Genomic DNA, 22,654 nt, shown 5'->3' with positions numbered 1-22,654 from the left:
ATGATCACCGTCCTTCCCGCCCGGAACCGGTCCCACCGGGGGACCTCAGGCGCAGCCGGGCGGCGGCGGAGCGGGCCTGACGGCGCATCCGGCCGGGCAGCGTCGTCGAGTGTGGCGCGGCGGCGACGAGCTGCTCCGACAGCCACAGCGAGCGCTTCTCCAGGTCCAGCTCGTCCAGCAGCCGGTCGATGTTGGCCAGCAGCGCCCCGTACAGGTCCCAGCTCTCCCAGCGCCGTTCCGTCTCCGCCCGCAGCAGCGCCGCGATCCGGTCCCGTTCCTCCCGGCCGCGCCGCAGCGCGTCCTCCAGCCGGGCCTCCGCCTGGTCCGCGCCCTCCGTGACCTGGGCGGCGATCAGCCGGCCGTAGCTGTCGACGGCGTCGGCCATGTCGGCGAACAACTCGTCGATGCCGGAGGCGAGCTCGCCGGTGAACAGCGGCTCCCGCGCCCCGCGCTCGCGGTCCAGCTCCGTCAGCGAGCGGCACAGCGTCCGCAGCAGCACGGTCGACACCTCCAGGGTGTCCAGCCCGCTGCGCAGGAGGAGCCGGGCCATCGCGCCCTCCGCCGGCTTCACCCGCGGGTTGAGCCGTGTCCCCTCCTCCGCCCTGCGCAGCGAGGCGTCGAACCGTGCGATCTCGTTGTCCAGCCGGCGTGCGTCCATCAGCCAGGAGCGGGCCTGCCCGGCGGTGGCGCCGTCGCGCACCTCCCGCCCCATACGGAGCATCAGCGCCCGCATGTGCTCGGCCAGCTCCCGCACCGCGTCACCGGCCGGCTCCACGAAGGCGGGGGGCGGCACGACGACGTTCAGCAGCACCCCGACGACCGCCCCGACCAGGGTCTCCAGGATGCGGTCCAGCGCCTCGCCGGAGGGGGCGGGGACGGCCAGGATGAGCATCGCGCTGATCGCCACCTCGGCCACGAACTCGTCCACGCGGATGAAGTGACCGATCACCAGCGACGCCAGGATGATCAGCCCGAGGCTCCACCAGGTCAGCCCGATCAGCTCCGCGAAGCCGACCGCGATGAGGACGCCCGCCACCACGCTGACCACCCGTCGGACGCCCGTGGTCACCGTCGTGTAGAGCGTCACCTGCACCACGAGCAGGGCCGTCAGCGGAGCCGTCAGCGGCGCGGGGTTGGGCAGCAGCCAGACGGCCACGGCGTACGACAGCACCGCGGCCACGGTGGAGCGCACCGTCTGCACGACGATCGGGTCGTTGTTGCGCCGCAGGAGGTCGGAGAGCGGGGCGGGGAGGACGCCGGGCACCCTGCCAGTCTCCCCACGCGCGGGACGCCGGCACCGGTCGGCGGCACGGGTTGCGCCGACCGCGTGAATACCCGGCCCCGACACGCCCCTGAGGCACCGTCGGCGGCCGCGGCGGGGGCTTCATGGTCCGGGCCGAGTGTGTCCGAGCAGGGGAGCGAGGTGCCTATGGCGTGCGCGGTACGGCGCTCCGGGGCCCTTGCCGCGGTGGTCGTCCTCGCGGCCGCCGCGGTCGCGTGCGGCGGCGCGTCGCGGACGTCCGGACGGGCGACGCTCGACTGGTACAACTTCCCCGACGACTCCGGGGCGCTCCAGCAGGCCGCCGACCGCTGCAGCCGTGCCTCCGGCGGACGCTACGTCATCCGCTACAACAAGCTCCCCCGGACGGCGGACGGCCAGCGGCAGCAACTCGTACGCCGGCTGGCCGCACACGACCCCGCGCTCGACGTCCTCGGCCTGGACGTCACCTGGGCCCCGGAATTCGCCGAGGCCGGCTGGATCCGCCCGTGGACGGGCGACCGGCGCGCCGAGGCCGTCCGGGACACCCTCGCCGCGCCGCTGCGGACGGCCACGTGGAAGGGCCGCCTCTACGCCGTCCCGTACAACACCAACGTCCAGCTGCTGTGGTACCGGTCGGACCTCGTGCCGGAGCCGCCCACGACCTGGGCCGGGATGCTCGATGCGGCCCGCGCCCTGGCGAAGGCCGGCAAGCCCCACCGGATCGAGGTCCAGGGCGCCCAGTACGAGGGGCTCACCGTCTGGTTCAACACGCTCGTAGCCAGCGCCGGCGGGTCGATCCTCAACGCCGACGCGACCGCGCCCTCGCTCGGCGCGCCCGCGGTGCGGGCCGCGGGCATCATGCGCGACCTGGCGGTCTCGCCCGCCGCCGACCCGTCGCTGCCCAACCAGACGGAGGACCAGAACAGGCTGGCCATGGAGTCCGGCACCGCCGCCTTCCAGCTGAACTACCCCTTCGTGTATCCGGCGATGAAGGCCGACAACCCCGAGCTGTTCCGGCACTTCCGGTGGGCCCGCTACCCGCGGGTCGACGCCGGCCGTCCCGCGCGGGTCACCATCGGCGGGATCGACCTCGCCGTCGGCGCCTACAGCCGCCGGCCCGCCCTCGCCTTCGAGGCGGCGCTGTGCCTGCGCGACCGCGACAACCAGCGGACCGCCGCGCTGCGGGGCGGCCTGCCGCCGACCCTGCGCGGCCTCTACGACGATCCCCGGATCAAACGCAGCTACCCCTTCGCGCAGGACATCCTCGCCGAGCTGGAGAACGCCGCCCTGCGGCCGCAGACCCCCGCCTACCAGAACGTGTCCATCGCGGTGGCCCACACCCTGTCACCACCCGCCGCCATCCGGCCGGCCGCGTCCGTCCGGGACCTGCGGGGGCAGATCGAGGACGCCCTGCAGTCCAAGGGGCTGGTCCCGTGACGCGGCTCTCGGAGGGCGCCCGCCAGGAGCGGCGGCTGGGCTGGCTGCTCTGCGCCCCCGCCGTGGTCGTCATGCTCGTCGTGACGGCCTACCCCGTGTTCTACGCCGTCTACCTGTCCCTGCACCGCTACGACCTGCGCTTCCCCCAGCTGGCCCGTTTCGTGGGCCTGGACAACTACGCCGCGGTCCTGAGCTCCGGGTTCTGGTGGGAGGCCTTCTGGGTGACCTGCCTGATCACGGTGGTGTCCGTCGCGGTGGAACTGGCCCTCGGCATGGGCCTGGCCGTCGTCATGCACCGGGCGGTCCTCGGCCGCTCCGCGGTGCGCACCGCGATCCTGCTGCCGTACGGCATCGTGACCGTCGTCGCCGCCTTCTCCTGGCAGTACGCCTGGACCCCCGGCATCGGCTACCTCGTCGACGCGGCGGGACAGGCCCCGCTGACCGACCACTGGAAGGCCATCGGACTGATCATCCTGGCCGAGGTCTGGAAGACCACGCCCTTCATGGCGCTGCTGCTGCTCGCCGGGCTGGCCCTGGTGCCCGAGGAGACCCTGCGCGCGGCCATGGTCGACGGCGCCGGCCGCTGGCAGCGCTTCCGGCTGGTCACGCTGCCGCTGATGAAGCCCGCCATCCTGGTGGCGCTGCTGTTCCGCACCCTCGACGCGTTCCGGATCTTCGACAACATCTACGTGCTCACGCAGGGCTCCAACGGCACGGGCTCGGTGTCGATCCTCGGCTACGACAACCTCTTCACGGCGCTGAACCTCGGCATCGGCTCGGCGATCTCGGTGCTGATCTTCGTGTGCGTGGCGGTCATCGCCTTCGCCTTCATCCGGCTGTTCGGCACGGCCGCCCCCGGATCGGAGGACAGCGGACGATGAGCACGAGCCCGGCGCAGCGGCGGCGGATCGCCCGCTGGAGCGTCGTCAACACCGTCGTGGTGCTGTACGCGCTGTTCCCGGTGTGGTGGATCGTCGCCCTGTCCTTCAAGGCCCCCGCCACCCTCTCCGACGGCAGCTTCGTCCCCCGTACGTGGACGCTGGAGAACTACCGGGGCATCTTCGCGACCTCCGAGTTCACCCGCGCGCTGGTCAACTCCATCGGGATCGCCCTGATCTCCACCGTCGTCGCCGTCACGCTGGGCACCATGGCCGCCTACGCTGTGGCCCGGCTGCGCTTCCCCGGCAAAGGGCTGCTGATCGGGACCTCGCTGCTGATCGCGATGTTCCCGCCGATCTCCCTGGTGTCGCCGCTGTTCAACATCGAGCGCTTCCTCGGACTGTTCGACACGTGGGCCGGGCTGATCATCCCGTACATGACCTTCTCGCTGCCGCTGGCGATCTACACGCTGTCGGCGTTCTTCCGCGAGATCCCCTGGGACCTGGAGAAGGCGGCCAAGGTCGACGGGGCGACCCCGGCCCAGGCCTTCCGGCTGGTCATCGCACCGCTCGCGGCGCCTGGGGTGTTCACCACGGCGATCCTGGTCTTCATCTTCTGCTGGAACGACTTCCTGTTCGCGATCTCCCTCACCTCCACCACCACCGCCCGCACCGTGCCGGCGGCGATCGCGTTCTTCACCGGCAGCTCCCAGTTCCAGCAGCCCACCGGCTCGATCGCCGCGGCCGCCGTGGTCATCACCGTCCCGATCGTCGTCTTCGTGCTGCTGTTCCAGCGGCGCATCGTGGCCGGACTCACCTCCGGCGCAGTGAAGGGCTGAAGGACCGCACATGGCCGAGATCACCCTCGACGGCGTCACCAAGCGCTACCCCGACGGCGCGGTCGCCGTCCGCGACGTCAGCCTCGCCATCGGGGACGGCGAGTTCGTGATCCTCGTGGGGCCGTCAGGCTGCGGCAAGTCCACCACCCTCAACATGATCGCCGGGCTGGAGGACATCACCGAGGGCACCCTGCGCATCGGCGGGCAGGTCGTCAACGACAAGGCCCCCAAGGACCGCGACATCGCCATGGTCTTCCAGAGCTACGCCCTCTACCCCCACATGACCGTCCGCCAGAACATGGGCTTCGCCTTGCGGCTGGCCGGCGTGGACAAGGCCGTCATCAAGGAGAAGGTCGAGGAGGCCGCCCGGGTCCTGGACCTCACCGGCCACCTCGACCGCAAGCCCGCCAACCTCTCCGGCGGGCAGCGCCAGCGCGTCGCCATGGGCCGGGCCATCGTCCGCGAGCCCAAGGCCTTCCTGATGGACGAGCCGCTCTCCAACCTCGACGCCAAGCTGCGGGTCCAGATGCGCACCCAGATCGCCCGGCTGCAGCGGCGCCTGGGCACCACCACGGTGTACGTCACGCACGACCAGACCGAGGCCATGACCCTCGGCGACCGTGTCGTCGTGATGCGCGGCGGCGTCGTCCAGCAGACCGGCTCGCCGCAGGAACTGTACGACCGGCCGCGCAACCTCTTCGTCGCCGGGTTCATCGGCTCGCCCGCGATGAACTTCCTGCCCGCCGCCGTGGAGGAGGACCGGTTGCGCACCCCCCTCGGCGACCTGCCGCTCGACGACCGCCTCCGCACCGCCCTGGCACGCCACGACGCACCGCGCGAGGTCATCGCGGGCTTCCGGCCCGAGCACTTCGAGGACGCCGCGCTCGTCGACCCCGGCCGTGGCGGCGCCACGGTCACCGTCACCGTCGACGTCCGCGAGTCCCTCGGCTCCGACGTCTACGTCCACGTCGCCCAGGAGGGCGGCGCGGCCGCCGCGGCCGCCGCGGAGCAACTGGCGGAGCTCGCCGCCGACTCCGGGCTCGCCGACACCGGCGCCGGCGGCCCCGAGGTCGTCGCCCGGCTCTCCGCCAGGACCCGGGCCCGCGAGGGCGAACGCCTGCGGCTGTGGCTGGACACCGCACAGGCCCAGGTCTTCGACCCGGCCACCGGCGACAACCTCACGCTCCCCGAACGCCCCGGCGACACGACCGCGGGGTGAGCGCATGGCCCCGGCCACCGTCCCGCCGCCGCTGCCCGGCCCCCTCGCGCACCTCGCCCCGCTCCTCGACGACTGGGGCTACCTGGCGGTCGGCGTCCTCGTCCTGCTCGACAACTGCGGCATCCCCGTACCCGGGCAGACCGTCCTCGTCGTCGCGGCCGCCTACGCGGGCACCGGCCGGATGGACATCGCCGGCGTCGTCGTGGTCGCCGTCGCCGCGGCCGTCGCGGGCGACTGCCTCGGCTACCTCATCGGCCGCATCGGCGGCCGCGCCTTCGTCCACCGCTGGGGCCGCTACGTCCTGCTCACCCCGGAACGCTTCGTGCGCGGCGAGGAGTTCTTCGCCCGCCGCGGCGACCTCGTCGTCCTCCTCGCCCGGTTCGTCGACGTCCTGCGCCAGACCAACGGCATCATCGCCGGCACCGCCGGCATGCCCTGGTGGCGCTTCCTGCTCTGCAACACCCTCGGTGCGATCCTCTGGGTCGGCGTGTGGGCCTCCCTCGCCTACGCCGCCGGCGCCCGCCTCGGCCCCCTCTACGCCTGGCTCACCCGCTTCCAGCTCTACGCCCTGATCGCCGTGGCCCTCCTCGCCGCCGCCCTGACCGCCCGCCACATCCGCCGCCGCCGCATCCGCCGCCGCGACGCCGGTCCCTGAGGGGTCCTCACGCCCCGTCGCGGGCCATCAGCGTCGCCAGTCCGGCTCCGGTACGCGGACACCCCGTGCGGCTGCCCGTTGCTCAAGGAGGCCGGCGGAGCGGGACGGTCATGCAGGGCGCGTCTCGCCGGTTCGCCGTTGCGTACTCCCACCTTCGGGCAACGTCCGGCCCAGGACCAGGGCTTCGGCCGCGGGCGGCGGGGTCGGCGCGGTGCGAGGCCGCGCGTGGGGGCTCGGCCCCGCCACCTGCCGCCCGTCGGCGTGGTGCCCGGGGCCCGGCGGGGGCTAGAGCAGGTCCTCGATGGTGATCGGCATCTTGCGGACGCGGCGGCCCGTGGCGTGGTGGACGGCGTTGGCGATGGCGGCGCCGGCGCCGACCTGGCCGATCTCGCCGACGCCTTTGACGCCGAGGGGGTTGACGACGGTGTCCTCGACCTCGACGAACTCGACGTCGACGTCCGGCACGTCCGCGTTGACGGCGACCAGGTAGTCGCCGAGGCTCGACGCCGCCCAGCGGCCGGTGCGGGCCTCCATGTGGTTGGCCTCGAGGAGGGCCTGGCCCAGTCCCCAGATCATGCCGCCGGTGAGCTGGCTGCGGGCGGTCTTGGGGTTGAGGACCCGCCCGGGGGCGAAGGCGCCGACCATGCGGCGGACCCGGACGAGGCCCAGGTCGGCGTCGACGGCGACCTCGGCGAACTGGGCGCCGAAGGTCATCAGGGCGTGCCCGTTCGCGCCGGCGTCGGGGGTCCAGGAGCCCAGGGCCTCCATGTCGGGGAGGAACTGCCGGTGCATCATATCGGCGTAGGTCTCACCGGTGCCGGGGTCGTCCCGGAGCACCATGCGGCCGTCCTGGACCTCGACGGCCTCGGGGGCCGCGCCGTGCAGCGGCGACTCCGCGTCCGCGACCGCCCGCGCGACGAGCGCGTCGCGCAGGGTGGTGGCCGCGGTGTGGACGGCCGCGCTGATCATGCCCGCCCCGGCCGAGCCGACGGCCGCGGCGATCTGGGGGAAGGCGGTGTCGCCGTTCTCGAAGCGGCACCGCCCGGCCGGCAGGCCGAGGGCGTCGGCGGCGACCTGCGTCATGGCCGTGGCCACGCCGGTGCCGAAGTCGGGGGTGGCCGCCTGCACCAGGGCGGTCCCGTCGGCGTAGAGGCGGGCGCGGGCGCGCTGCGGGGTGACGGGCTGGGCGACGGGGTAGCCGGCGCTGGCCATGCCCGTGCCGATCAGCCAGTGCCCTTCACTCCGGGAGCGCGGTCGCGGATCGCGGTCCGCCCAGCCGAAACGCTCCGCGCCGCGGCGGTAGCACTCCTCCAGCCCCCAGCTCGACCACGGGTCGCCCGTGCCGGGGTCGGTCGCCGTGATGTTGCGCAGCCGCAGTTCCAGCGGGTCCATCCCGAGGCGCTCGGCGAGCTCGTCCATCGCGCACTCCATGGCGAACATGCCCGAGGCCTCGCCCGGCGCGCGCATGAAGGTCGGCGTCATGGTGTTCGCGCGGAACAGCCGGTACTCGCCCTCGTAGTGGGGGCACCCGTAGATCTGCGAGGCGACGCCCAGGGAGGGCTCGGCCCACTCGTCGAAGTGCGAGGTGGGGGAGAGCTTGTGGTGGCGCAGCGCGGTGAGCCGCCCGTCCCCGGCCGCCGCGAGCGTGATCGTCTGCTCCTGCTCCTCGCGGTGTCCCATCGAGGTGAACATCTGCTCGCGGGTCAGTGCCAGTTTCACCGGGCGGCCCACCTGCCGGGCGGCGATCGCGGCGAGGGCCGGATGGTGCCAGATCATGGCCTTGCCGCCGAAGCTGCCGCCCGTGTAGTGCCCGATGACCCGCACCCGGGAGACCGGCAGGCCGAGCAGCGCGGCGACCGTCTGCTGGGTGGAGGTGATGCCCTGCGTCGCGTCCCAGAGGGTGAGTTCGTCGCCCTCCCAGGACGCGGTGGTCGCCGGCGGCTCGAGGGGGTTGTGGTTGTTGGCGGCGTAGGTGAAGGTGACGTCGAGCCGTACGTCGGCCTCGTCGATCCCCTTCCGCAGGTCGCCCCGGCTCATGCGGCCCGGTATGAAGCCGCCGAAGATCGCCTCGGGCACGTGGGCCCGGTCCCGGCCCTGGTCGAGGGTGGTGAGGAAGGGCTCCTCCGCGTACCGCACGTGCAGCAGGCTCGCCGCGTGCTGGGCCCGTTCGTGCGTGTCGGCGACGACGACGGCGATGTGCTGGCCCGCGTAGTGGACGACGTCGTCCTGCAGGGGGAAGAAGGTCTGGCCGGGCGCCGCCGTCCCCGCCAGGGAGGGGATCAGCGGCGGCTGCGCCGCGATGGGCGGGGTGTTCTCGTGGGTGAGGACGGCGAGGACGCCCTCTGCGGCCTCGGCCTCGCCCGCGTCGATCGAGGTGATCCGCCCGCAGGCGATGTGGGCCCCGACGAGCGCGGCGTACGCCATGCCGGGGAGCGGGACCTCCGCCGAGTACCGTGCAGAGCCGGTGACCTTGGGGCGGCCGTCGACACGGTCCATGGGCTGCCCGACGGCCGGGCTCATGACGGGCTCCCGGTGAGGGTCCCGAGCGCGCGGACCACGGCCCGGCAGGCGAGTTCGACCTTGAACGCGTTCATCGCCGTGGGCCGTGCCGCGGCCAGTTCGACCCGCGCGGCCTCGTGGAAGTTCTCCGGGATCGCCGGGGCCCCGAGCAGGAACTCCTCGGCGCGTCCGGCCCGCCAGGGCCGGGTGCCCACCCCGCCGAGCGCGAGGCGGACGTCCAGCACCAGCCCGTCCGCCAGCGCCAGCGCGGCCGCCACCGAGACCAGGGCGAACTCGTACGACTCGCGGTCCCTGACCTTCAGGTAGGTGGAACGACGGGCGATCGGCACCGAGGGCACCTCGATCACGGTGATCAGCTCGCCGTGCTCCAGCGGGTGCTCCCGGTCCGGGGTGTCGCCGGGCAGCAGGAAGAACTCGTCGAAGGAGTAGGAGCGTTCGCCGCCGGGCCCCTGGGTCCGGATCCTCGCGCCCAGCGCCGCCAGGGCCACGGCCACGTCCGAGGGGTGGGCTGCGATGCAGTGCGCGCTCGTGCCGAGGACGGCGTGCCCGCGGCTCGTCCCCTCGATCGCCGAGCAACCGCTGCCGGGTACGCGCTTGTTGCAGGGTGACGCGGAGTCACGGAAGTAGCCGCACCGCACGCGCTGCATCATGTTGCCGCCCATGGAGGCCATGTTGCGCAACTGCGCCGAGGCGCCGAGCTCCAGCGCCTGGGCGACGAGCGGGAAGCGCTCCCGTACGACGGGCGCCTGCGCGACCTGGCTCATCCGGGCCAGCGCGCCGATCCGCAGCGAGCCGTCGGGCATGCCCTCCACGCCGGTCAGGGGGAGGTCGTTGATGTCGACGAGCCGTCGCGGCGTGAGCACGTTCTGCCGCAGCAGGTCGACCTCCGTGGTGCCGCCGGCCAGGAAGTGGCTCTGCGGGTCGGCGGTGACGGCCGCGATGGCGTCCGCCGTGCCGGTGGCGCGGGTGTAGCTGATGGGCCGCACGGTGTCACGCTCCGCTGCCGGTTCCGGGATCGGTGTCCGGTCCCGCATCGCGCACCGCGCGGACCGCCGCACGGATGTTGGGGTACGCGGCGCAGCGGCAGATGTTGCCGCTCATCCACTCCTTGATCTCGGCGTCGTCCGAGGCGTGCCCCTCCCGCAGCAGCGCCACCGCCGACATGATCTGCCCCGGGGTGCAGTAGCCGCACTGGAAGGCGTCCTGCGCGATGAACGCCTCCTGCATCGGGTCGAGCCGGCCCTCCCGCGCGAGGCCCTCGATCGTGGTGACCTCGTGGCCCTCGCACGCGATGGCGAGCGTCAGGCAGCCCAGTACGCGCCGCCCGTCCACGAACACCGTGCAGGCCCCACAGGTGCCCTGGTCACAGCCCTTCTTGGCGCCGGTCAGCCGGAGGTGCTCGCGGAGCGCGTCGAGCAGGCTCACCCGGGGCTCGATGTCCGCCGCCCGCCGTTCCCCGTTGACGTGCAAGGTGACCGGGACGGGGTCCGGGCCGCGCTCCGGCAGTACGCCGGATTCCGCCGCGGTGTTCGCCGAAACATATGAGGACACCGGTCCACCTCCAGATCGGTCTCCCTTTCATGCTGTTTCGCCCGTCAACGACCCGCAACCGGGATCATGCCCCCGCGCGGCGGCACAGGGGGCGGACCGGATCGCCGGGCCGTGCCCGGGCGCCCCCGGCTCCGGGTCCTCGCGGGGCGGCTACCGCTGCCGGGCCGCGTACGCCCGTGCCTTGTTGCGGTTGCCGCACACGCGCATCGAGCACCAGCGGCGGCTGCGGTTCTTGGAGACGTCCCAGAAGACCCAGCCGCAGGTGTGCTCGGCGCAGCGCTTGAGGCGCGCCGCGTCGCCGGTGGTCACCAGCGCGCTCCAGGCCAGGGCGATGCGGGCGAGCGCCCCTTCCACGGGCGGCAGCCCCGGCGCGGGGGACAGTACGGGCCGGTCCCCGCCGACCGCGACGTGGACGGGCAGCCCCCGCAGCACCTCGTCGGCGGCCGCGACGGCCCCGGGGTCGGGGGTGTCGCCGACGTTGGCGCCCAGCACCTCGCGGATGCCGGCCCGCAGGCGCAGGGCGCGGTCGTGCTCGCCGGGCGTGACCGGCGTGCCGTCGTCGAGCAGGCCGCGGGAGGCGAGGAAGGCGGACAACCGGTCCGGCGCGGCCAGGTCGTCCGTGCCGATGTCGAGGTCGACGGTGTTGGCGAAGGCCTCCACCAGGACGGCGGCGGGCGGGGGTTCGAGCACGGGGCACCTCCTGTCGCCGAAGTCTACCGGCTATCGTGAACGGCGGTTAGAATCACCGGCGGAGCCGATAGCCGGTTAGTGTAGGGGGAGTTCACATGGGGGACCGCGCCCGCGTCACGCCGGTGAAGGAAGGCACCGCCCCGGCGGCCGACTCCGCGACCGCGCCGCCGACGGTCCTCCGGGGCACCCGCAACACGGCCGTGCTGGTCGGCTTCACCGCGGTCACCAATCTCGCCGACGGGGTGACCAAGATGGCGCTGCCCCTGCTCGCGGCGCGGGCCTCCGGCTCGCCGCTGCAGGTCACGGCGGTATCCCTGATGCTCACCCTGCCCTGGCTGCTGGTCGCCCTCCCCGTGGGCGTCCTGGTGGACCGCCGGGACCGCCGGGGGCTGCTGTGGGCCGCGGGCGGCGTGCGGATGGCGGCCGTGGCCTGCCTCCTCGCGGCGGCGGCCGGCGGCGGGCTCGGCATCGGGGTGCTCTGCGCGGCCGGTGCCGTCCTCGGCGTCGCGGAGGTGGTGGCGCTGACGGCGGAGGCGGCGCTCGTACCGTCCGTGGTGCCCCCGGCCGGGCGTGAACGCGCCAACGCGTGGATCACCGGCGCCGAGACCGTGTGCAACGAGTTCTGCGGCCCCCTGGTCGGCGGGGTGCTGATCGCCGTGGGCACCGGGTTCGCGCTCGGCGCGACCTGGGTCGCGTACGCGCTCGCCTCCCTCGCCCTGTTCCTGCTCGCCGGGCGGGTGGCCGGGGCACGCGGCACGGGCGCGGTGGCGGACCGCGCCCCCGCCGCCGTCCGCACGCAGATCGCCGAGGGCCTGTGCCACGTGTGGCGGCACGACCTGCTGCGCACCCTCTCGCTGGTCCTCACCGTCCTGTGCTCCTGCTGGGGCGCGTGGCTGGCGCTGATGCCCCTGCACGCGACCCACACGATGGGCCTGGACGCCGGGCGGTACGGGCTGCTGCTGAGCGCCCTCGGCGTGGGCGGGCTGACCGGCGCGCTCACCGTCGGCCGGGTCAACCGGCTGCTGGGCCGCCGCGGCGCGATGTCCGCCGACATCGCCGGCACCGCCGCGATGATGGCGCTGCCCGCGCTGACCACCGCCTTCTGGCCGGTGGCCGCCGGCGCCTTCCTCGGCGGCATGGGCGGCACCCTGTGGGCGGTCAACGCCCGCACGATCGCCCAGGACATCGTGCCGGAGCACATGATGGGCCGCTACAGCGCCGTCAGCAGACTGTTCAGCTGGGGCGCCATGCCGCTCGGCGCCACCCTGGCCGGCGTACTGGCCGAACTCGGCGGCCCCCGGCTGGTGTTCGCGGTCCTCGCCGTCGTCGCGGCCGCGGCGCTCGTCCCCTTCCTACGGATCGCCGCCCCGGCGCGTGCCTAACGCTGAGCGTCTTCCAGCTGTCGGACGACCGCCTCCGCGACCGCGCGGGCGCTGCCGGGGTTCTGACCGGTGATCAGCCGCCCGTCCTCGACGACGTAGGCGTCGAACGGCCGCCTGGCCGTGGAGTAGTCGGCGCCGAGCTTCGTCAGCTCCTCCTGGAGGCTGTAGGGCACCGCCTCGGCCCGGTGGGCGAGTTCCTCCTCGGGCCACGAGAACCCGGTCACCCGCCTGCCCCGGACCAGCGGTTCTCCGCTGCTCAGCGTCACGTTGAGCAGCCCCGTCGCGCCGTGGCAGACTGTGGACACGATCCGGCCCGACTCGTAGAACCTGGCCATCAGGGCCTCCAGTTCCCGGCTCTGCGGGAAGTCGAACATCACGCCGTGGCCGCCGGTGAGGTAAATGGCGTCGTAGTCCTCGAGGTTCACGTCGGTGATCGGCAACGTGTCCTCGAGGAGGTCCATGTACGCGCGGTCGGCGTAGTGCCTGCCGGTGCCGAGCTCCCCCAGCACCTCGTGGGAGAGGCTCTCCGGGTCGAGGGGGACCTTGCCGCCGGCCGGACTGGCGATGTCCATGGAGTAGCCGTCCTGCTCGACCACGTCCCAGAAGTGTGTCAGTTCCCCGAGCCACAGCCCGGTGCGCATGCCGACCTTCTCGTACTCGTCGACGTTGGTCACGATGACCAGGATCTTCTTGGTCGCAGGCATGCCACTGCCCTCTTCCCTGCGGGATTCGGTGCTCGTCGCGGCGGTCGACACCGCTGTGGCACCCCGTCGGTTCGAGCCTAAATGCGCCATTTGGGGCAGGCAAGGCGGTCCGGCGGGCCGGGCACCGGCTACGCCACGCAGAACTCGTTCCCCTCCGGGTCCTGCATCACCACCCCGTAGTGGTCCACGCCCGGTTGGGCGAGCACGCGCAGTCGGGAGGCCCCCGCCGCCACCAGCCGGCCGACCTCGGCCTCGACCCGCTCCCTGCGGGTCTCCAGGGGCACCTCGGCCCGCCGGCCGCCCACCTTGACGTCGAGGTGCAGCCGGTTCTTGACCACCTTGCCCTCGGGCACCTGCTGGAACCAGATCCGGGGCCCGTCACCCTCCGGGTCCACGATGGAGTCGCAGCACTCCCCGTCGCCGAGCTCCTCCTCCGGCACGCCGACGGAGAGCCAGTACTCCCGCCAGGTGGGGAAGCCGTCCGGGGCGTCCTCCATCCGGTAGCGCAGCGCGTCCGCCCAGAAGCGCGCCTGCGCCCCGGGATCCGCGCAGTCGATCGTCAGCTGGAACGCGACCATGGTGTGCCTCCGTCGAATGGGCCCGCCCGGTGCTTTGCACCGGTGGGGCCCATGCTGCCCGACGGGTACGACAGTCGCTCAGTCGCTCCCCTCGAGCCTGAAGCCGACCTTCAACCCGACCTGGAAGTGCCCGACCTGCCCGTCCGCGAAATGACCGCGGATCTGCGTCACCTCGAACCAGTCGAGGTTGCGCAGGGTCTCCGAGGCACGGCTCAGCCCGTTGCGGATGGCGGCGTCCAGGCCCTCGCCGGACGAGCCGACGATCTCGGTCACCCGGTACGTGTGGTCGGTCATGGGTCCTCCCTGATCAGTGGGAACGGGCGGTTCCGCCGCCCCTCCACGGTGCCTCATCGCCCCGCGGGCCGCGAGGGGAAGGACGGTCCCGGGCGTTAGCCGGCGGCGTGCCACGGGAAGGGGCTCCACATGGCCAGGGCCAACGCCGAGGTCGAAGCCCTGCTCCGCGAGTACGCCGACCTCATCCGGATCACCGGCGGCGACGCGTACAAGGCGCGCGCCTACGAGAAGGCCGCCCGCGCCATCGGCGGCCACCACGAGGACGTCTCCCGGCTCGACGACAAGGGACTGCGGAAGATACCCGACGTGGGGAAGTCCGTGGCCGAGAAGGTCACCGCGTACCTGCGCACCGGCACCGTCCCCGCCGTCGAGGAGCTGCGCGCCCGCATCCCCGCCGGCGTACGGGAGATGACCGCGATCCCGATGCTCGGCCCCAAGCGGGCCATGATGCTCTACCAGGAGCTGCACATCGCCTCGGTGCAGGAACTCGCCGACGCCATCCACGCCGAACGCCTGCGCGATCTGCCCGGCTTCGGCGCCCGCACCGAGGAGGCCATCCTGCACGGCATCGGCCTGATGCGGTCCTCGGCCGGCCGGGTCCCGCTGGACGTCGCCACCGCGGTCGCCGAGGAGGTCGTCGCCGAGCTCTCCGCGCTCCCCGATTGCGAGCGCTGCACGTACGCCGGCTCGCTGCGCCGCATGCGGGAAACCGTCGGCGACGTCGACGTGCTCGTCGCCGCCGAGCGGTCCGGGCCCTTCATGGAGGCGTTCACCCGGATGGCGGGCACCGCCGAGGTCATCGTGCGGGGCGCGAAGAAGACCTCGATCCGGACTACCAAGGGCCTCCAGGTCGACCTGCGGGTCGTGCCGCCCGACTCCTGGGGCGCGGCGCTGCAGTACTTCACCGGCTCCAAGGCCCACAACATCCGCACCCGCGAGATGGCCGTCCACCACGGCCTCAAGCTCTCCGAGTACGGGCTCTTCGACACCGCGACCGGCGAGCGCGTCGTCTCCCGCACCGAGGAGGAGGTCTACGCCCGGCTCGGGCTGCCCTGGATACCGCCCACCCTGCGCGAGGACCGGGGCGAGATCCAGGCCGGGCTCGCCGGGGAGCTCCCCGAGCCGCTCGCGCTGCGCGCCGTCCGCGGTGACCTGCACACCCACACCGACCTCACCGACGGCCTCGCCGGCCTGGAGGAGATGGTGGCAGCGGCGGCCGCGCGCGGCTACGCCTACTACGCGGTCACCGACCACGCACCCGACCTGTCCATGCAGCGCATGACGGACGAGAAGATCCTCGCCCAGCGCGAGGAGGCCCGCCGCCTGGACCGCGCCCACAAGGGCATGCGCGTCCTGCACGGCACCGAACTCAACATCGGCCCCGACGGGGGCGTGGACTGGCCGGAGGAGTTCCTGGCCGGCTTCGACCTGTGCGTGGCCTCGATCCACTCCCACTTCCACCAGGACCGCGAAACCCTCACCCGGCGCCTGGTGCGCGCGGCCGAGAACCCGTACGTCAACATCATCGGCCACCCCACCACCCGGCTGCTGGGCAGGCGCCCGGGCGTTGACGCCGACCTCGACGAGGTCTTCGCGGCCTGCGCCCGCACCGGCACGGCGCTGGAGGTCAACGCCCAGCCCGACCGGCTCGACCTCGGCGACGAACTGATCCTGCGGGCCCGCCGGCACGGCGTGAAGTTCGCCGTCGACAGCGACGCGCACGCCATCGTCCACCTGGACTTCATGCGCTACGGCGTCGGTACGGCGCAGCGGGGCTGGCTCACCGAGGACGACGTCGTCAACGCCTGGCCGCTCACCCGGCTGCGGCGCTTCCTGCGCAAGGGCGGCCGTACGCATCCGTGACCGTACCCGGGGTAGGCGCAGCGCGAGGGCCCCTACCACGCCCGACTTCGAGGAGGACACGATGCTGCTGCTGGGATTCGTGCTCATGGGCGCCACCGCCGCCTTCACCGGACTCCTGATCGCGGAGAACCTCGGCGGAGGACCCGACTACACCGTGACGTTGTTCGGCTCGGACATCGCCACCGTCAACACCCTCGGCGCGTTCCTCGCCGGTCTCGCGCTCGCCCTGGTGTTCTGCCTGGCCTCGGTCATCGCCCTGGCCGGCGCCGGACGCGAGCGCAGCCGCCGCGCGGAGCTGCGCCGGCTGCGCCGCCGGGCCCGCGCCGCGGAGACGGCGCCCGACGCCACCGCCCCGACCGCCCCGACCGTCGCCACCGGGACCGCCGGGACCGCCGACGACACGGACACGACCACGAAGACCCCCACGGCGTCCGCCCGCCGCCGGGGCATGCACCTGTTCGGCCACTGAGCCGGAGCAGGAGCGCACCATCCGGCGCATGTGGCGCCCGCCCACCGGTACGTACGACGGACCGCCGAAGATGCCTCCCGGACCCGCTGCCGCCATTCTGGGAACGGGGCAGGACAAGGAGGCCGGTACGTGTCCACCGCGAAGATCTGCTGTGTGGCGGGCGCCCCGTGCTGGGTCAGCCTGATGGCACGCGACCTGGACGTGGCGAAGGCGTTCTACGGACCACTGCTCGGCTGGGAGTTCGAACCCGGTCCGTCCCGCTGGGGCCCGTACGAACGCGCACTGGTGAACGGCACGGAGGTCGCCGGCATCGGGGCCATCGCCCGGGACTGGGAGACCTCGGTGTCCTGGACCACGTACTTCGGGGTGGAGAGCGCCGACGCCACCGCCTCCGACATCCGCGACCGCGGCGGCACGGTGGCCGTGGGCCCGCTCGACTTCGACGCCGGGCGGCTGGCCCTGGTGGCCGACTCCATGGGCGCCTCCTTCGGCATCTGGGAGGGCGAGCACGGCCCCGCCCGCAAGCTGCGGATGCACGGCGCCCCCTCCTGGATCGAGCTGCGCACCCGCGACGCCTTCGCCGCGGCCCTGTTCTACGGCGAGGTCTTCCACTGGGACCGGCGCGGGCCCCGCTACGTCGTGGAGTGGGAGAACGACCGCGTCGTCCTCTACGTCGACGGGCACAGCGTCGCGGGCATCCGCGGCGGCGGCGTCGAGGCCGCGGCCGACCCCAAGGTCCGGCCGCGGTGGCACGTCTTCTTCACCGTCGCCGACGTCGACGAGGCCGTCCGGCGCGCCAAGGACCTCGGCGGCGAGGTGACCGGCGAACCCCTCGACAGCGCCTACGGCAGGGTCGCGGGCATCCGCGACCCGGAGGGCGGACTGCTCTCCCTCGTCGCCGACCACGAGTAGCACGCCGCCCGCCCGCCGGGAGAAGCGGCCATGGAGTGGTTCACGGCACCCGACTACTGGCTGAGCCGCGTCGTCGTCCAGCGCGGCCTCGGCGTGCTCTACCTGGTCGCCTTCCTCACCGCCGCGAACCAGTTCCGCGCCCTCATCGGCGAGCACGGTCTGCTGCCCGTGCCGGACTTCCTGCGGCACGTGCCGTTCCGCCACGCGCCGAGCCTGTTCCACCTCCACTACTCCGACCGCCTCTTCGCCGCCGTCGCGTGGGGCGGCGTCGCGCTGTCCGCGGCCGTCGTCGCGGGCGTGACGGACCTCGTGCCGCTGTGGGCCGCCCTGCTGGTCTGGGCGGCGCTGTGGCTGCTCTACCTGTCGATCGTCAACGTCGGCCAGACGTGGTACGCGTTCGGCTGGGAGTCCCTGCTGCTGGAGGCCGGCTTCCTGGCGGTGTTCCTCGGCAACGACGAGACCGGGCCGCCCGTGCTGATCCTGTGGCTGATGCGCTGGCTGCTCTTCCGCGTCGAGTTCGGCGCTGGACTGATCAAGATGCGGGGCGACGCCTGCTGGCGCGACCTGACCTGCCTGTACTACCACCACGAGACGCAGCCCATGCCCGGCCCGCTCAGCTGGTTCTTCCACCACCTGCCGCGCGGGGTTCACCGGGCCGAGACCGCCGCCAACCACTTCGCCCAGCTGGTCGTGCCCGTCGCCCTGTTCACCCCGCAACCGGTGGCGGGCATCGCCGCCTGCGTCGTCATCGCCACCCAGCTGTGGCTCGTGCTCTCGGGCAACTTCGCGTGGCTGAACTGGCTGACCATCGTCCTCGCCGTCGCCGCGCTCGACGGCTCGTACGTGGCCGCGCCGCCACCCGCGGCGTCCGTCCCCCCGCCCGCCTGGTACGCGGCCCTGGTGATCGCCGCCACCGTCCTCGTCGCCGTCCTCAGCTACTGGCCCGCCCGCAACCTGCTCTCCCGCGGCCAGATGATGAACGTCTCCTTCAACCGGCTGCACCTGGTCAACTCCTACGGCGCCTTCGGCAGCATCAACCGGATGCGCCTGGAGGTCGTCGTCGAGGGCACCGACGCGGCCGAACCCGGTCCCGGCACGGTGTGGAAGGAGTACGGCTTCAAGGGCAAGCCCACCGACCGGCACCGGCTGCCCCGCCAGTTCGCCCCGTACCACCTGCGGCTGGACTGGCTGATGTGGTTCGCCGGGATCTCCCCGGCCTACGCGTGGAGCTGGTTCATCCCGTTCGTCGGCAAGCTCCTGGAGAACGACCCCCGCACGCTGCGCCTGCTGCGCAGCAACCCCTTCCCGCACGCCCCGCCCACGTACGTCCGGGCCCGCCTGTACCACTACCGCTTCACCGACCGGCGCACCCTGCGGGCCACCGGGGCCTGGTGGGAGCGGAGCCTGGTGCGCGAGTACCTGCCGCCGGTCGACCGCGAAGGCCTGCGACGCGAGGGCCGGTGACGACCGCCCCGCACATCGGCCGCGCCGCCCTCGCGCGGGCCCTCAGCCGCGCCAGGGGGTGGGACGGATCTCGAAGCCGGTGAGCCCCTCCGGCTCCTCCTCGACGACCTCCACACGGTCCACGATGGACAGCGGTGAGCCCTCGTGCGACCAGGCCACCATCCGTTCCACCGCCTCCGGCGGACCCTCGAAGACCGCCTCGACCGTGCCGTCCGGCCGGTTGCGGACCCAGCCGGCGACCCCGCTCTCGTCCGCCGTCATTCGGCAGGTGTCCCGGAAGTACACCCCCTGGACGTCGCCCGTCACGACGACCCGCCGCCGGATCACGACGGCCGCACCTGGCGGACCGCCTCACGGAAGGCGTCGGCGTCCAGGACGGCCGCCCCGCCGGGGTCGTTGTTGAAGTACACAAACACGTCGGAGCCCTCCGGCCAGGTGTCCGCGATGCGGTGTGCCCAGGTGGTCAGCGCCCGGGAGCCGTAGCGGGGCCACGGCCGGGCGATGCCCTCATGGAAGCGCACGTACCCCCAGTCCGCGGTGCGCCACAACGGCGTCGCAGGGCGTGCCCGCCGGTCGGCCCAGCACAGCGCGGCGCCGCGGCGCTTCAGCAGGGCCCGGATCTCGGGGGTCCACCAGGAGGCGTGCCGCGGCTCGACGGCCACCCGTACGCCCTCGGGGAAGCAGTGCAGGCACGCCTCCAGGACCCGGGCGTCGGCCCTCAGGTTCGGCGGGAGCTGCAGCAGCACCGGCCCCAGCCGGTCGCCGAGCCCCTCGGCGTGCGTCAGCAGCCGCCGCACCGGCTCCTCCGGGTCGCGCAGCCGCTTCATGTGGGTCAGGTAGCGGCTGGCCTTGACCGCCATCACGAAGCCCTCGGGCGTGTGCTCGCGCCAGCTCGCGAAGAGCTCCCGGGACGGCAGGCGGTAGAACGCGTTGTTGCTCTCGACCGTGCCGAAACGGCGCGCGTACTCCTCCAGCCACAGCCGCTGCGGCACCTGGGGCGGGTACAGCACGCCGCGCCAGTCCCGGTACTGCCATCCCGAGGTTCCCACGAGCACGGACATCGCGCGGTCCCTGCCGGTTGCTTGCTGCTCCCCATTCAGGGTAGGTCGTAAGAAGCCCCGCATCTCCCCGCTCGCGGGGGTGGAACCATGCACTTCACAGACCGCGCGGATGCCGGACGGCAGCTCGCCGAGCGGCTGCGGCATCTGGAATTCGACAACCCCATCGTGCTCGGGCTGCCCCGCGGCGGCGTGGTCGTCGCCTACGAGGTGGCCCGCGCCCTGCACGCACCCCTGGACGTGATCGTCGTCCGCAAGCTCGGCGTCCCGTACCACCGGGAGCTGGGCTTCGGCGCCATCGGCGAGGGCGGCGCCAAGGTGCTCAGCGACGACATCGTCCGCATGAGCCACGTCTCCCGCGCCGACATCGACACCGTCGAGCACCGCGAGGAGGCCGAGCTGGCCCGGCAGGCGCACCGCTTCCGCGAGGGGCGCCCGCGCACGCCACTGGCCGGCCGTACGGTGCTCCTCGTCGACGACGGCGTCGCCACCGGCGCCACCGCCCTCGCCGCCTGCGAGGTGGCCCGCTCCCAGGGCGCCGCCCGGGTCGTCCTCGCCGTGCCCGTGGCCTCGCCCCAGTCGCTGCCCGCCCTGCGGCACGCCGCCGACGACGTGGTGTGCCTGTCGGCGCCGAGCGCCTTCTTCGCGGTGGGGGAGTGGTACCACGACTTCTCCCAGACCGCCGACGACGAGGTGTCCGGGCTGCTCAAACAGGCCGCCGCCCGGGGACCGCGGACCACCGAGGTGGACCTGGCCGTGGGTGGCGAGGCCGGGGTGCGGCTCGCCGGGACGCTGACCATGCCCGCCGACGCACGGGCCCTGGTGGTCTTCGCCCACGGCACCGGCAGCAGCCGGCACAGCCCGCGCAACCGGGCCGTGGCCGCCGCCCTCAACCAGGCCGGCCTCGGCACCCTGCTGTTCGACCTCCTCACCTCCGCCGAGGAGGCGGACCGGGCCAACGTCTTCGACGTCGAACTGCTCGCCGGCCGTCTGGTCGAGGTCACCGCGTGGGCCCGCGGGGAGAACCTGCCGCTCGCCTACTTCGGGGCCAGTACCGGCGCGGCCGCCGCGCTGTGGGCCGCGGCCGACCCCCGGGCCGCCCCGTACGTCTCCTCGGTGGTGTCCCGGGGCGGCCGTCCCGATCTGGCCATGCCCCGGCTCGGCGAGGTCAGGGCGCCCACCCTGCTCATCGTCGGCGGCCGGGACACCACGGTCCTGGAGCTGAACCAGCGCGCACAGGAGGCGCTCGAGTGCCCCAGCCTGCTCCACGTGGTGCCCGGCGCGACCCACCTGTTCGAGGAGCCGGGAGCGCTCGACGAGGTGGCTCACCTGGCGCGTGACTGGTTGGCCGGTCACCTCCCTGCGACGGCAGGTGAGTGACCGTACCCTGAGGTCAGGGGGTGTGGAAGGGAGCAGGAGGATGCGCCGATGAGCAGCACGGTGACCATGCTGGACTCACTCCCGCCGGCCCATCGCCGAGCCTTCCTGGAGCACGCCAGGAAGGTCAGCTTCCCGCAGAGCTGGCGCATCTGCGACGAGGGCAGATTCGCCGACCGGTTCTGGGTGGTCGAGTCGGGTGCCGTCTCCATCGACATGGACGTGCCCGGCCGAGGTGCCGTCTCCGTCGAGACCCTGGGGCCCGGCGAACTCGTCGGCTGGTCCTGGCTGTTCCCTCCCTACCGCTGGCAGGTCGGCGCCCACGCGCTGGGCTCGGTGGGGGCGTACGAGTTCGGGGCGGCCGAGATCCGCGACCTGTGCCGGGACAACCCGGTGCTGGGCCAGGCCATCGTGCTGGCCGCCGCGCAGACCATCGCCCAGCGGCTGGGTTCGGCCCGGGCCAGGATGCTGGACATGTACGGCCCGCGCCTGCAGGAGCACTCCTGACCGACGGAAACCGGCCACGTGCACGGCTCGCGGGGCACCTGCCGGTAGCGCTCCCCGTCCGAGAAGTCCCCGACGTGTCACCGCCGTTCACGGCGGTGTTCAAGGCGAGGTTCACGGTGGCGTAGGCCACGGGCCCGGTGGCCCGGGTCAGCGCACCCAGGTGTCGTCGGCGCCCCTCGTGCCCACCGGGCGGCGGAACAGCTCGTCGCGTCCCGCGTCGTACAGGACGAACGACCGGTGCGCCTGCGGGGCGGGGCGCACCGCGACCACCTCCGACTCCCGGAAGCCGGGCCACGCTTTCCCGGAGTGGCCGGCACCCTCGACCGCTTTCGGCGCCGACAGCGGATTGCCGCCCGCGCAGCGCACCCGGGGCACGCCGCGGTCGTCGACGAGCACCGCCGTGCCCGCCTCCAGCACCGCCGGGAAGGAGGTCGCGGAGCCGTCCGCGAAGCCGTGGTCGGTGACCCTGGTGTCGGCGCGCAGCAGCGCGGGGGTGAGCGACTTCAGGTGCCGCCCGATCCCGTCGGCGTCGATGCCCGCCACCCGGGCGAAGGCGGCCGCCTTGCCGGGGTCCGCGGTCAGGGATGCGGTCTGCTCGGCGACGTCGCAGGCGGCCTCGCCCTTGGTGCCGCCGTACAGGGCGCTCGTACCACCGGAGACGCTCGGCGCCCCGTACGCGGCGGAGGGCTTCGGGGTCAGGGTGGGCGCCGGGGCGTCCGGGGGCGGGGACTCCTCGGCCGTGCTCGCGGTGAAGGAGTCGAGGCCCGCCACCCGCGCCGGCTGGAGCACGACCTGCGGCCGGGTCGGTGACGGGCTGCGCCCGGGCGCCGCCGTGCCTCCGTCGCCGCCCCGTGTGACCAGGAAGACCGCCAGGACGAGCGCCGCGGCCCCCAGCGCCGCCAGGGCCGACAGCCCGGCGCTCGACGTCCACCACGGACGGCGGGCGTGCGCGGGCGGGTCGTGGCCGGGGCCGGGGGTGCCGGGTGGCTCCTGGGG

At 73.5% G+C, this 22,654-nt stretch carries 23 protein-coding genes; 12 read left to right on the top strand and 11 right to left on the bottom strand.

Annotated elements, in window-relative coordinates:
* Nucleotides 1-4: 4 nt before the first annotated feature.
* On the bottom strand, nucleotides 5-1,264 hold the full coding sequence (locus PV341_RS08025) for an FUSC family protein (protein ID WP_500323120.1): 1,260 nt from the start codon (nucleotides 1,262-1,264) through the stop codon (nucleotides 5-7).
* Between the two features lie 165 nt (nucleotides 1,265-1,429).
* On the opposite strand from PV341_RS08025, the gene PV341_RS08020 reads away from it, so the two are divergent.
* The 5 genes from PV341_RS08020 to PV341_RS08000 are packed head-to-tail and all read left to right on the top strand — an operon-like array spanning nucleotide 1,430 to nucleotide 6,289.
* Nucleotides 1,430-2,698 carry an ABC transporter substrate-binding protein gene (locus PV341_RS08020; RefSeq protein ID WP_500323121.1) on the top strand — a complete coding sequence of 423 codons (1,269 nt, stop codon included), beginning with the start codon at nucleotides 1,430-1,432 and terminating at the stop codon, nucleotides 2,696-2,698.
* Nucleotides 2,695-3,579 carry a carbohydrate ABC transporter permease gene (locus tag PV341_RS08015; RefSeq protein WP_500323122.1) on the top strand — a complete coding sequence of 295 codons (885 nt, stop codon included), beginning with the start codon at nucleotides 2,695-2,697 and terminating at the stop codon, nucleotides 3,577-3,579. Before PV341_RS08020 ends, PV341_RS08015 begins: the two co-directional genes overlap by 4 nt.
* On the top strand, nucleotides 3,576-4,415 hold the full coding sequence (locus PV341_RS08010; protein WP_500323123.1) for a carbohydrate ABC transporter permease: 840 nt from the start codon (nucleotides 3,576-3,578) through the stop codon (nucleotides 4,413-4,415). The genes PV341_RS08015 and PV341_RS08010 overlap by 4 nt, the downstream gene beginning before the upstream one ends.
* 10 nt (nucleotides 4,416-4,425) lie before the next feature.
* A complete protein-coding gene (locus PV341_RS08005; RefSeq protein WP_500323125.1) occupies nucleotides 4,426-5,634 on the top strand; it encodes an ABC transporter ATP-binding protein in 1,209 nt (402 codons plus the stop codon).
* 4 nt (nucleotides 5,635-5,638) lie between these two features.
* Nucleotides 5,639-6,289: a DedA family protein gene (locus tag PV341_RS08000; RefSeq protein WP_500323126.1), complete on the top strand. Its 651-nt coding sequence runs from the start codon at nucleotides 5,639-5,641 to the stop codon at nucleotides 6,287-6,289.
* A 285-nt stretch (nucleotides 6,290-6,574) separates the two neighbouring features.
* Here PV341_RS08000 and PV341_RS07995 read toward each other — a convergent pair whose 3' ends face one another.
* The 4 genes from PV341_RS07995 to PV341_RS07980 all read right to left on the bottom strand — a co-directional run bounded on the left by PV341_RS07995 (nucleotide 6,575) and on the right by PV341_RS07980 (nucleotide 11,050).
* Nucleotides 6,575-8,809: a xanthine dehydrogenase family protein molybdopterin-binding subunit gene (locus tag PV341_RS07995; RefSeq protein WP_500357182.1), complete on the bottom strand. Its 2,235-nt coding sequence runs from the start codon at nucleotides 8,807-8,809 to the stop codon at nucleotides 6,575-6,577.
* Complete coding sequence (locus PV341_RS07990; RefSeq protein WP_500323129.1) at nucleotides 8,806-9,795, bottom strand: FAD binding domain-containing protein; 990 nt, start codon at nucleotides 9,793-9,795, stop codon at nucleotides 8,806-8,808. The genes PV341_RS07995 and PV341_RS07990 overlap by 4 nt, the downstream gene beginning before the upstream one ends.
* Nucleotides 9,796-9,799: 4 nt before the next feature.
* Entirely contained in the window at nucleotides 9,800-10,360 is a 561-nt protein-coding gene (locus tag PV341_RS07985) for a (2Fe-2S)-binding protein (protein ID WP_500323130.1), read from the bottom strand.
* Nucleotides 10,361-10,510: 150 nt separating this feature from the next.
* Entirely contained in the window at nucleotides 10,511-11,050 is a 540-nt protein-coding gene (locus PV341_RS07980) for a CGNR zinc finger domain-containing protein (RefSeq protein ID WP_500323132.1), read from the bottom strand.
* A gap of 95 nt (nucleotides 11,051-11,145) precedes the next feature.
* On the opposite strand from PV341_RS07980, the gene PV341_RS07975 reads away from it, so the two are divergent.
* Nucleotides 11,146-12,432: an MFS transporter gene (locus PV341_RS07975; RefSeq protein WP_500323133.1), complete on the top strand. Its 1,287-nt coding sequence runs from the start codon at nucleotides 11,146-11,148 to the stop codon at nucleotides 12,430-12,432.
* On the opposite strand, the gene PV341_RS07970 is transcribed toward PV341_RS07975, so the two are convergent.
* The 3 genes from PV341_RS07970 to PV341_RS07960 all read right to left on the bottom strand — a co-directional run bounded on the left by PV341_RS07970 (nucleotide 12,429) and on the right by PV341_RS07960 (nucleotide 14,008).
* Entirely contained in the window at nucleotides 12,429-13,136 is a 708-nt protein-coding gene (locus PV341_RS07970) for a type 1 glutamine amidotransferase domain-containing protein (protein ID WP_500323134.1), read from the bottom strand. The two genes, PV341_RS07975 and PV341_RS07970, sit on opposite strands and share 4 nt — an antisense overlap.
* Before the next feature lie 128 nt (nucleotides 13,137-13,264).
* Entirely contained in the window at nucleotides 13,265-13,714 is a 450-nt protein-coding gene (locus PV341_RS07965) for a VOC family protein (RefSeq protein WP_500323135.1), read from the bottom strand.
* A gap of 78 nt (nucleotides 13,715-13,792) precedes the next feature.
* The gene (locus PV341_RS07960) at nucleotides 13,793-14,008 is read right to left on the bottom strand and encodes a dodecin (RefSeq protein WP_500323137.1); all 216 of its coding nucleotides are present in this window, start codon (nucleotides 14,006-14,008) and stop codon (nucleotides 13,793-13,795) included.
* A 129-nt stretch (nucleotides 14,009-14,137) separates the two neighbouring features.
* Here PV341_RS07960 and polX point away from each other — a divergent pair, with 129 nt between their 5' ends.
* The 4 genes from polX to PV341_RS07940 all read left to right on the top strand — a co-directional run bounded on the left by polX (nucleotide 14,138) and on the right by PV341_RS07940 (nucleotide 18,716).
* Nucleotides 14,138-15,871, top strand: coding sequence for a DNA polymerase/3'-5' exonuclease PolX (gene polX / locus PV341_RS07955; protein WP_500323138.1), 1,734 nt, complete (start codon nucleotides 14,138-14,140; stop codon nucleotides 15,869-15,871).
* Between the two features lie 61 nt (nucleotides 15,872-15,932).
* Nucleotides 15,933-16,340, top strand: coding sequence for a hypothetical protein (locus PV341_RS07950; protein ID WP_500323140.1), 408 nt, complete (start codon nucleotides 15,933-15,935; stop codon nucleotides 16,338-16,340).
* 129 nt (nucleotides 16,341-16,469) lie between these two features.
* Entirely contained in the window at nucleotides 16,470-17,252 is a 783-nt protein-coding gene (locus PV341_RS07945) for a VOC family protein (RefSeq protein ID WP_499515369.1), read from the top strand.
* 30 nt (nucleotides 17,253-17,282) lie between these two features.
* The gene (locus PV341_RS07940) at nucleotides 17,283-18,716 is read left to right on the top strand and encodes a lipase maturation factor family protein (RefSeq protein ID WP_500323142.1); all 1,434 of its coding nucleotides are present in this window, start codon (nucleotides 17,283-17,285) and stop codon (nucleotides 18,714-18,716) included.
* Between the two features lie 42 nt (nucleotides 18,717-18,758).
* Here PV341_RS07940 and PV341_RS07935 read toward each other — a convergent pair whose 3' ends face one another.
* Both PV341_RS07935 and PV341_RS07930 read right to left on the bottom strand, forming a co-directional pair.
* Nucleotides 18,759-19,043: an acylphosphatase gene (locus PV341_RS07935; protein WP_500323143.1), complete on the bottom strand. Its 285-nt coding sequence runs from the start codon at nucleotides 19,041-19,043 to the stop codon at nucleotides 18,759-18,761.
* Nucleotides 19,040-19,777 carry a DUF72 domain-containing protein gene (locus PV341_RS07930; protein ID WP_500323144.1) on the bottom strand — a complete coding sequence of 246 codons (738 nt, stop codon included), beginning with the start codon at nucleotides 19,775-19,777 and terminating at the stop codon, nucleotides 19,040-19,042. The genes PV341_RS07935 and PV341_RS07930 overlap by 4 nt, the downstream gene beginning before the upstream one ends.
* 87 nt (nucleotides 19,778-19,864) lie before the next feature.
* Here PV341_RS07930 and PV341_RS07925 point away from each other — a divergent pair, with 87 nt between their 5' ends.
* Nucleotides 19,865-21,154 carry an alpha/beta family hydrolase gene (locus tag PV341_RS07925; RefSeq protein WP_500323145.1) on the top strand — a complete coding sequence of 430 codons (1,290 nt, stop codon included), beginning with the start codon at nucleotides 19,865-19,867 and terminating at the stop codon, nucleotides 21,152-21,154.
* 48 nt (nucleotides 21,155-21,202) lie between these two features.
* Nucleotides 21,203-21,658 (top strand): Crp/Fnr family transcriptional regulator, encoded by a 456-nt coding sequence (locus PV341_RS07920; RefSeq protein ID WP_499515374.1) that lies wholly within the window; start codon nucleotides 21,203-21,205, stop codon nucleotides 21,656-21,658.
* A gap of 147 nt (nucleotides 21,659-21,805) precedes the next feature.
* On the opposite strand, the gene PV341_RS07915 is transcribed toward PV341_RS07920, so the two are convergent.
* A partial coding sequence (locus tag PV341_RS07915) for a DUF6777 domain-containing protein (protein WP_500357180.1) occupies nucleotides 21,806-22,654 on the bottom strand: 849 nt, incomplete at its 5' end.

The sequence above is a fragment of the Streptomyces sp. PA03-1a genome (genome assembly GCF_033792805.1).
Lineage (GTDB): Bacteria > Actinomycetota > Actinomycetes > Streptomycetales > Streptomycetaceae > Actinacidiphila.
This window is presented reverse-complemented; position numbering and strand designations above follow the sequence as displayed.

What these genes read in the sequence shown, in the direction of transcription:
- PV341_RS07970 (WP_500323134.1), bottom strand. Translation starts at nt 13,136, where the DNA reads ATGCCTGCGACCAAGAAGATCCTGGTCATCGTGACCAACGTCGACGAG.
- PV341_RS07925 (WP_500323145.1), top strand. Translation starts at nt 19,865, where the DNA reads ATGCACTTCACAGACCGCGCGGATGCCGGACGGCAGCTCGCCGAGCGG.
- PV341_RS08010 (WP_500323123.1), top strand. Translation starts at nt 3,576, where the DNA reads ATGAGCACGAGCCCGGCGCAGCGGCGGCGGATCGCCCGCTGGAGCGTC.
- PV341_RS07975 (WP_500323133.1), top strand. Translation starts at nt 11,146, where the DNA reads ATGGGGGACCGCGCCCGCGTCACGCCGGTGAAGGAAGGCACCGCCCCG.
- PV341_RS08000 (WP_500323126.1), top strand. Translation starts at nt 5,639, where the DNA reads ATGGCCCCGGCCACCGTCCCGCCGCCGCTGCCCGGCCCCCTCGCGCAC.
- PV341_RS07965 (WP_500323135.1), bottom strand. Translation starts at nt 13,714, where the DNA reads ATGGTCGCGTTCCAGCTGACGATCGACTGCGCGGATCCCGGGGCGCAG.
- PV341_RS07940 (WP_500323142.1), top strand. Translation starts at nt 17,283, where the DNA reads ATGGAGTGGTTCACGGCACCCGACTACTGGCTGAGCCGCGTCGTCGTC.
- PV341_RS08005 (WP_500323125.1), top strand. Translation starts at nt 4,426, where the DNA reads ATGGCCGAGATCACCCTCGACGGCGTCACCAAGCGCTACCCCGACGGC.
- PV341_RS07920 (WP_499515374.1), top strand. Translation starts at nt 21,203, where the DNA reads ATGAGCAGCACGGTGACCATGCTGGACTCACTCCCGCCGGCCCATCGC.
- PV341_RS07930 (WP_500323144.1), bottom strand. Translation starts at nt 19,777, where the DNA reads ATGTCCGTGCTCGTGGGAACCTCGGGATGGCAGTACCGGGACTGGCGC.
- PV341_RS08020 (WP_500323121.1), top strand. Translation starts at nt 1,430, where the DNA reads ATGGCGTGCGCGGTACGGCGCTCCGGGGCCCTTGCCGCGGTGGTCGTC.
- PV341_RS07995 (WP_500357182.1), bottom strand. Translation starts at nt 8,809, where the DNA reads ATGAGCCCGGCCGTCGGGCAGCCCATGGACCGTGTCGACGGCCGCCCC.
- polX (WP_500323138.1), top strand. Translation starts at nt 14,138, where the DNA reads ATGGCCAGGGCCAACGCCGAGGTCGAAGCCCTGCTCCGCGAGTACGCC.
- PV341_RS07960 (WP_500323137.1), bottom strand. Translation starts at nt 14,008, where the DNA reads ATGACCGACCACACGTACCGGGTGACCGAGATCGTCGGCTCGTCCGGC.
- PV341_RS07950 (WP_500323140.1), top strand. Translation starts at nt 15,933, where the DNA reads ATGCTGCTGCTGGGATTCGTGCTCATGGGCGCCACCGCCGCCTTCACC.